The sequence below is a fragment of the Candidatus Parvarchaeota archaeon genome, from assembly GCA_016866895.1.
Taxonomy (GTDB): domain Archaea; phylum Micrarchaeota; class Micrarchaeia; order Anstonellales; family VGKX01; genus VGKX01.
The window spans coordinates 1-6,439 of sequence record VGKX01000061.1; the positions used below are offsets into that span (position 1 = coordinate 1).

General features: G+C 49.9%; 6 protein-coding genes. 1 reads left to right on the forward strand and 5 read right to left on the reverse strand.

Annotation, left to right across the window (positions count from 1 at the left end):
• Window positions 1–346 precede the first annotated feature (346 nt).
• Window positions 347–1,657, forward strand: coding sequence for a hypothetical protein (locus FJZ26_03230; GenBank protein ID MBM3229421.1), 1,311 nt, complete (start codon window positions 347–349; stop codon window positions 1,655–1,657).
• Window positions 1,658–1,693: 36 nt separating this feature from the next.
• Here the strand turns inward: FJZ26_03230 and FJZ26_03235 are convergent, their stop codons facing one another.
• The 5 genes from FJZ26_03235 to FJZ26_03255 form a co-directional block, all read right to left on the reverse strand.
• Window positions 1,694–3,097 (reverse strand): ROK family protein, encoded by a 1,404-nt coding sequence (locus FJZ26_03235; protein MBM3229422.1) that lies wholly within the window; start codon window positions 3,095–3,097, stop codon window positions 1,694–1,696.
• Entirely contained in the window at window positions 3,042–4,253 is a 1,212-nt protein-coding gene (locus tag FJZ26_03240; protein ID MBM3229423.1) for a cysteine desulfurase, read from the reverse strand. Before FJZ26_03240 ends, FJZ26_03235 begins: the two co-directional genes overlap by 56 nt.
• A gap of 4 nt (window positions 4,254–4,257) precedes the next feature.
• Entirely contained in the window at window positions 4,258–5,208 is a 951-nt protein-coding gene (locus tag FJZ26_03245) for a DsbA family protein (protein MBM3229424.1), read from the reverse strand.
• Between the two features lie 122 nt (window positions 5,209–5,330).
• Window positions 5,331–5,615, reverse strand: a complete 285-nt coding sequence (locus FJZ26_03250) for a hypothetical protein (protein ID MBM3229425.1) — start codon at window positions 5,613–5,615, stop codon at window positions 5,331–5,333.
• Window positions 5,616–5,657: 42 nt separating this feature from the next.
• A partial coding sequence (locus FJZ26_03255) for a hydroxyacid dehydrogenase (protein MBM3229426.1) occupies window positions 5,658–6,439 on the reverse strand: 782 nt, incomplete at its 5' end.

Genomic DNA, 6,439 nt, shown 5'->3' on the forward strand with positions numbered 1-6,439 from the left:
TTGGGGGAAGCGAGCTTGGTTTTCGCATGTTTGGCAGCGCCCCGGAATATACTGTTGACAAGGCTGTCCTGAACTTTTGTGGAATCGTTGATGTCAGGCGCATACACTGGTTTGAGGCCCGCGGCCCACCTCAAATCCCAGTCAAGGTGAAAAGCCAGATTGATGGCGCTCTATAAATATACGAATATTATTTGTGCACCATAACTGCATAAGTGCCATAAGGCATTTGACTTAAATGTCCAGATTGCTTAAAACGGCCAAGTTTGGAATAATAGAGCTTGGCATAATAGAAATACAATATAATAATAAGGGGTTCAATCAAATCAGGAAAGGGGCAGGCAATTAAATGGTAAAATGCGATTTTTCCAATTGCGGGTTTGCGCAAAAGGAGCTTGAAAAAACCGCCATGCGGCTTGAAGACAGGTTTTTGAAGCTCAGGCGCTGCAGCCAGAGCACGGCCCTTTCGCAAAGCGATGACCTGTTCTCCCTGCCGGCAAGGACGGACGCGCTTGAGATTGCACAACACTATGCCTCGGTGCACAAGGACATTGATGTTCTTGTTGTCATTGGCATTGGAGGCTCGAATCTTGGGGCAAAGGCAGTCATCAAGGCGCTGCTTGGCAAATTCTACCACATCACCTCTAAAAAACAGATACTCTTTGCCGAAAACTGCGACCCGGAGTCGGCAAAAGCCATGAAAAAAGTCGTTGAAAATTCAATCCAGGAAGGCAAGCGCGTTCTTGTCTGCGCAATTTCCAAGTCAGGCTCCACTACAGAGACAATTGCAAACCTGGAGATAATCCTCCAGACGCTTTCCGTACAGGGTGTCAACCCAAAGGACCACGTGCTTGTAATAACCGACAAGGGCTCAAAGCTCGACTTGCTTTCAAAATCATCTGGCTTTGATGTAATCTACTCTCCTGAAAGCGTGGGGGGCAGGTATTCCGTTTTTTCCACTGTCGGCCTAGTCCCCCTTGCAATTGCAGGAATTGACATCAAGGTGCTTTTGGAAGGCGCACTCCAGTCAACCAAGGAAAACCTTCTTTGCGAGGCGCATTCAAGCCCGGCTGCCATAAGTGCAGCTTCAATTTATCTAAACGCAAAATCGGGCAGGCAAACTTTCAACCAGTTCATATTTTCCCCGGACATGGAATCGTGCGGGAAATGGTACAGGCAGCTTCTTGCCGAAAGCTCTGGCAAGGAGTGGAACATTGACGGCTCTGCAAGGATAAACGCAGGCATCACCCCGATGGTCTCTATCGGCACTACTGATTTGCACTCAATAGCGCAGCTTTACCTTGCCGGGCCGCGAAACACCTACTTCAGGTTCATCTCCTATGATGAAAAGGGCGAGCACCTAACAATACCAGACATGCCGCACTTTGAGCCGCTTGTCCAAAACATCCAGGGGCGCGAAACTCAGGACATATCTGATGCAATACTTGGTGGGGTCCAGGCGGCTTTTGCCGAGGCGGGGTTGCCGTTCCAGCAAATCAGGCTCAAGGCAAAAAGCCCCAAGTCATTGGGGTGGCTGTTCCAGTTCCAAATGGCTGAAGTTGTGCTTTTGTGCGAGCTGCTTGGCGTAAACCCCTATGACCAGCCAAATGTGGAAAGCTACAAGCAACAGACAAGGAAGCTTCTGTCGCAGGGCATTTAGAGAAGAGAGAAGTCTGGGCTATAGCTATCTAGTCACTTAGTCCCTGCTTTTTTGCTGGGGCTGGCTTGCGATAAGCATTGCCCCAACAAGGCTAGGATGCTCAAGCCTTGAAAGTGCTATTGGCGTGTTTTTGACAACCGGAATTGCTCCAGCTGCAAAACCCTCGTCAAATTCCTTCTTGTATTTGCCTTGGTATGCCTGCGCCACAGGCCCTCCAACCACAATGAGCTTTGGATTGAACGCATTTGCAAGGCTTGCCACTCCACGTCCTGCAATCCTTGCCGCATTCCTTGAAACAGAAACCGCAACCTGGTCCTGGCTTTCAAGAATCTGCGCAGCTGTGGCAGTCTCCCAAAAAAGGCTTGTCTGCGCGCCTGCCTGCGCGGCATCGGCAAACCTGCCCACAATTCCGCTTCCGGAAGCATACCTTTCAAAGCAGCCCTCTCCGCCGCAGCCGCAGGCAGGCCCACCCAAAGTCATTTTCATGTGCCCAAATTCGCCTGCCATGTTGTTGCTTCCGCGGTAAAGCCTTGAACCTATTATCACGCCCCCGCCAATGCCGGTTCCGAAGTTGACGGCTATCATGTCCCCGACTCCTTTTCCTGCACCCATCCTGCTCTCGGCAATGGCAAAGCATTTTGAGTCGTTCTCAACTTCTACTTTCTTTCCAATCAGCCTGCCTAGTTCTGCTGCAAAATCAAACCTTTCTGCAATCCCGATGTTTGGCAATCCGTACACTATCCCGTCTTTGACAAATCCTGGCACGCAAACCCCGATTCCAATGGTTTTTTTGTAGCCAAGCCTGTCAATCGTGCTTGCAATGGCGTCCAAAAGCAGCTTCTTGCTTTTTTTCGGCGTACCAAGCCCAAGCTGCCGCACAATCTTGCCCGAAGGCGTGAATGCCGCCGCCAGGATTTTTGTTGCCCCAACATCGCAGGCAATCACGACTTTTCCAAAATACCTCTCCTGCTTTTCCTGCGCCTTGTCGTCAGGCTCCTCCCCAAGCACTATTATGTCTTTATGCACCTTTAGCTCTTGCTGGCTTTGAGGGTGCCTTTGGGCCTCTTGGCGTCTAAAATCTCTGTGTGCCGCAAATCCGTGGCCCTGCCTGTTTTCGTGCTTTTGGTGCCTTTCCATCCCAGCAAACCTCTCCCTGCCCTGCTGCCACTTGCGGCCAGAACCCTTCGCACGTTGCGTATTGTAGTGGCTGCCTTCAAGCTGCCTGCCAACAATCATCTTAGCGTCGCCCATCTTGACATTGGTCCTGGCAAAACTTCCAATCCTTCTGTTGCCCATAAAAAAAGCTTTGGTTTGCCCTTTATTTAATCCTTTCTTTGCAAAGTCCTTGCCTATTCGCCTGCTTGCCTGTTGTAACAAACGAATCCTATTTTCCAAGAATCCCCGCAACCTTTTGCAACGCGTCCAGAAACCTGTCAGCATCCTCGATAGTGTTGTAGAGATAGGCGGAAAGCCTCACTGCCCCATGCGGCGCGCCAAGGAATTCAACTGCCGGTTGCGCGCAAAACATTCCGCTTCTAACGCAGACATCCGACATCTCGGAGAGCATCAGGGCAACTTCATGCGCCGATTTCACCCCGTTCACTCCAAAAATTATTGTTCCGCTTCGCCCGGCAAATTCCTGCGGCCCAAAAATTCGTATCCTGTCCATTGCCTTCATTTTGTCAAACAGGTATCTGCACAGTTTTTTTTCATGCTCCTCAATTCCCCGCATCCCGATATTGCCCAGGTAGCTGCAGGCAGCCCCAAGGCCTATCGCCCCGGCGTAATCCTGAATCCCCGCCTCGAATTTTTTTGGCGGTTTTTTCAGGACAAATCCTTCCAGGCCAACGGTCTCTACGGTCTCTCCGCCAAGCATGAATGTGCCAAGCTTTTCAAGCAGGGGATATTTCCCGACAAGGCAGCCAATGCCTGTCGGCCCAAGCATCTTGTGGCCTGAAAACGCAAGAAAATCAATGCCAAGCCCCCTGAAATCCACCTTGTGGTGTGCAACCCCCTGCGCCCCGTCCACAAGCACAAGTGCTCCTTTCTCATGGGCAACCTTGGCAATCCGCCCAATATCCGCGCTTGTCCCAAGGGTGTTGTTGGTATGGTGCACCACAACCAGCGCCGTTTTCTCATCAATCTTTTTTTCAAGTCCTGCGTCAACGCTGCAATCGCTTTTTTCGGCAATTGCAAACTCCAGGCCAATTCTGCCTTTCTTTGCAAGCGACATGAAGGGCAAAAGCGCCGAGTGGTGCTCAAGGTTTGTTGTGACCACCTTGTTTTTTCCTGTAAAGTCAAATGCTAACGCAACAAGGTTCATTGCCTCGCTTGAGTTTCGTGTCCAGACAACCTCTTCGGGCTTTGAGTTGATGTGCCTTGCAACCTCCTCTCTGGCCCTGGCAAACTTCTCGTCAACTGCCGCAGAAAGCCTGTGAAGCGACCTGCCTGCGCACGCCGGATTTTCCCTGTTGTACCAATCAACGGCTTCAATGACTTTGTTGGGCTTGAAGGTCGTGCAGGCGTTGTCAAAGTAGGCTTGAGGGTTTTGCCTGCAAAGTATCGGGAAATCATCCCTTATTTTTTTTGCATCCATGGAATCATTTTGCGGCCGTTATTTCAGAATAGCTTGATAACTGCCTGTCAATCTCCTGCTTGAATGTCTCATAGGTTTGCGGCCCCACATAGCTTTTGTTGCCAATGAAAAAAGTCGGGGTTCCGTATATGCCTGAAAAGTTGCCTGCCGCACTGTCGCGCTCAAGGTACTTTTGCACCTCATTTTTATCAAAACACTTGACAAATGCTTCCTTGTCTAGCCCTGCCTTTTCTGCATATCCTATCACGTTTTCCCTTGTGTTGTTTCTTTGCGCCTCAAACAAAAGCGGCGCAAACTCCCTGAACTTGCCTTGCATGTATGCGCATGCAGCCGCCTTTGCAGCCTCGTTGCTTGTGGGGTGGTTTGGAAGCGGGTAAAACCTCCACTGCACGTTTACTTTCCCCCTGTAATCGTCAAGAACCTGCTGCATTGTCGTGAATGCTTTTTTTGTGTATGGGCAGGAAAAGCAGCCAAACTCGACAATGGTAATCCATGCCGATGGGCTGCCATACAATGGCGCATCATCTATGGGGCCCTGTACAACCAGGTCTCCCGGCTCACTTATCACCGATTTGCCGCCCTCGCCTGTGTTGAATGGGTTGAATGGGCAAAAGCCGGTTGACTCAGGCCCGTTGCAGTTCCCAAAATAATACCAGTTGTAGACTCCTGCCGCAAGCTGGTAAAAAAGGAACAGGTTGATTGCAAAAAATGCAAAAACCGCAAGCCAGGAAAATGCCTTGAAGTTGCTGGCCAGAAACCCTGCGGCCCCCTGGCTGACTTTGCCGACACGGCCAATCAGGCCTGCCTTAATCCGAGTGTCCAAATCAGTCTCGCATGGCCTCAGGGAAGCCGTCCTTATTATGCAGCCAAAAGCCTCTGTTGCAAGCGCCCTGTATTTTGCCGAGAAAATCCCAAGCACAGCATAGACTATGGCGGCAATGAAACACAAAACCATTTATCTTCACCGCAAAAATAACCTTATTTTCCCTCTGGGAAGTCTTAAATTCTCAAGCTAGGTATTTAAATAATCTTATTTTGTTTGGCATCTGCCTTTCCCACCTAAAAACCAGGGTCCGCCTATTTTTTCCCGTGCCTTTTTTTCATTTTCCCAACTCGCCTGTAGTAAATGAACATGGCCAGGTTCAGCATTCCTCCAATGCTTGTAAGCAAGTTCAATATCAAAAACACGCCGTCATTTATAACATAAGCGTGGTACGCCAACAAAAGCGAGCCGGAAAGGGCAAGCAGGACAAACTTTATGTCAAGTCCCCTCCCCCTTTTTTTGTAGTTGTCTATGGTTTCAGGTACCCAGGCAAGAACAATGAAAACAAGCCCCAATACCCCAAGAATGTCAATCCCCATTTTCTCAACCTTTTGCACCAGCGCACATGCCATCCATTGGGCCTATTGCCCAAGCGCAACGGCATTTGCCTGCCCCCCGCGTAAAAACGCCTTTATGTTCTCAATTGTCGTATCCTCAATTCTTCGTACGGCTTCGTGCGAATAAAAGGCGCAATGCGGGGTAATCACCACATTTTCAAATTTCAAAAGCACATGGTTTTGGATTATTGTTTTCAATGCCTCTTGGGAGTAATCCTTTGAGAGAAGCTGGCCTTCTTCCTTGATTAGCCCCTCGCCCTCAAGCACGTCAAGCCCGGCCCCGCCAACCAACCCTTTTTTCAAGCCCCTGACAAGCGCCCCGGTTTCAATCAGCTCCCCTCGCGAAGTGTTAATCAGCACAACCCCTTTTTTCAGCCTGCCAATGTTTTTGCTGTTGATTAGGTGGTATGTGCTTTTATTGTAGGGCGCATGCAGTGTAATAATGTCTGAAAGCGCCAAAAGCTCCTCAAAGCTGGCATAGCAAAAACCAAGGCTTGATGCAAGCTGCGGCTTTGGATGCGGCTCATATGCAATGACATTCATCCCAAACCCCCTTGCAATCCTTATCACATGCGAGCCGATTTTTCCAACGCCCACAACACCGATTGTCTTTCCCTCCAAGTCAAACCCCTGCATCCCTGAAAGCGAAAAGTCGGCCCTTGCAGTCCGCTCGTAAATCCTGTTTATCTTCCTTGAGATTGTCAGCAGTAGCGCAAAAGTGTGCTCGGCCACAGTGCTCTCGCCGTAGCTTGGCACGTTTGAAACAAGTATGCCGCGCCTGGCGCATGCTTCAAGGTCAATATGGT

Coding starts and splice junctions, on each gene's coding strand:
- FJZ26_03230 (MBM3229421.1), top strand. CDS start 347: ATGGTAAAATGCGATTTTTCCAATTGCGGGTTTGCGCAAAAGGAGCTT.
- FJZ26_03235 (MBM3229422.1), bottom strand. CDS start 3,097: ATGCTGACAGGTTTCTGGACGCGTTGCAAAAGGTTGCGGGGATTCTTG.
- FJZ26_03240 (MBM3229423.1), bottom strand. CDS start 4,253: ATGGATGCAAAAAAAATAAGGGATGATTTCCCGATACTTTGCAGGCAA.
- FJZ26_03245 (MBM3229424.1), bottom strand. CDS start 5,208: ATGGTTTTGTGTTTCATTGCCGCCATAGTCTATGCTGTGCTTGGGATT.
- FJZ26_03250 (MBM3229425.1), bottom strand. CDS start 5,615: ATGGGGATTGACATTCTTGGGGTATTGGGGCTTGTTTTCATTGTTCTT.